We start from the raw sequence: 1347 nt of genomic DNA on the forward strand, positions 1-1347 counted from the left end.
GGGCCTTCCCCCGTGAAGGTGGGCACGCGGTTATTGATCACGCGGCGAGCGTGAGTTTAGCGGTGTGGTGTCGGTGTTCGTATTCGTTGGGGCTGAGGTGGCCGTTGGCGGAGTGCCGGCGGCGGGTGTTGTAGCGGGCCAGCCAGGCGAAGACGGTCCGGCGGCAGGTGTCGGCGTCGCCGTAGTCGTGGGCGCCCTGGAGGGTCTCGCGTTTCAGGGAGGCGTGGAAGCTTTCGCAGGCGGCGTTGTCGGCGCTGGTGCCGACCGCGCCCATCGACCGGGTGACCCCGAGTTGGTCGCAGAGGCCGGCGAAGGCCCTCGATCCGTATTGGGCTCCGTGGTCGGAGTGGAACACGGCGCCGTCCAGGCGGCCGCGGGTCGAGGCTGCCATCTGCAGTGCGTCGGCGACCAGGCCGGTGCGCATGTGGTCGGCGATGGACCAGCCGACGACCTTGCGGCTGAAGCAGTCCAGCACGGTCGCGAGGTAGAGGAACTCCCCGCCTGCGAGTGGGAGATATGTGATGTCGCCCATGTATTTGCGCCCCGGCTCGGTGGCGGTGAAGTCCCGCTGGAACAGGTCCGGGACTGGTGAGGTGGCCGGGTCCGGGACGGTGGTGCGCACGCGTCTGCGCAGGCGGATGCCGGTGATGGAGAACGTCCGCATGATCCGGGCGACCCGCTTCTCGTTGACCCGCCGCCCTTTCTCGCGGAGCTCGGCCGTCACTCGCGGGGAGCCGTAGGCGCCGCCGGACTCGCCGTGGATCTCGCGGATCTCCTCGGCCAGGATCCGGTCCTGGCGCTGCCGGGTGGCCCGGGCCTCGGCGCCGGCGAGCCACTTGTAGTAGCTGGACCGGTTCATGTCCAGGACCTGGCAGAGCCGCTTCACCTCGTAGGTGCTGCGATGGTCGTCAACGAACTGGAAGCGGCTGATCACCAGTTCGTCTCTCCGGCGAAATACTTGGCCGCCTTGCGGAGGATGTCCCGCTCGGTGGCGAGCTTGCGCTCACTTGCCTCGAGCTCGGCCACCCGGGCCTCCAGCTGTCGGACCCGCTCGTCCGGATCGGCGGACGGCACCGCCTCCCGAGGCTGGACGCCCGGCCTCGCAGCCGCGGCGGTGACGTCACGGCGTTCACGGTCCCGCAGCACCCACTCACGCAGGGTCGCCCGGTTGATGCCCAGGTCAGCAGCGATGCTCTTGTAGATCGCCCCGGGTGTGGACTCGTACAGGGCCACGGCATCGGCCTTGAACTCGTCCGAATAGTCCTTCATCGCCATCGGCGGTCTTCTCGCTTCCTCCGGATCAAGCAGATCCAGTATCAGCGTGTCCACCACTCAGGGGGAGGCTCC

At 68.6% G+C, this 1347-nt stretch carries 1 protein-coding gene; it reads right to left on the reverse strand.

Features of this window, described 5'->3' with window-relative positions:
* Positions 1–37 precede the first annotated feature (37 nt).
* A protein-coding gene (locus tag ACFZB3_RS50110) for an IS3 family transposase (protein ID WP_391390614.1) occupies positions 38–1275 on the reverse strand; the annotation gives its coding sequence in 2 pieces (ribosomal slippage) (positions 38–945 and positions 945–1275; 1239 coding nt in all).
* Positions 1276–1347: the final 72 nt, after the last annotated feature.

Origin of the sequence: Streptomyces sp. NPDC008092 (assembly GCF_042957285.1) — a bacterium.
Classification (GTDB): domain Bacteria; phylum Actinomycetota; class Actinomycetes; order Streptomycetales; family Streptomycetaceae; genus Streptomyces.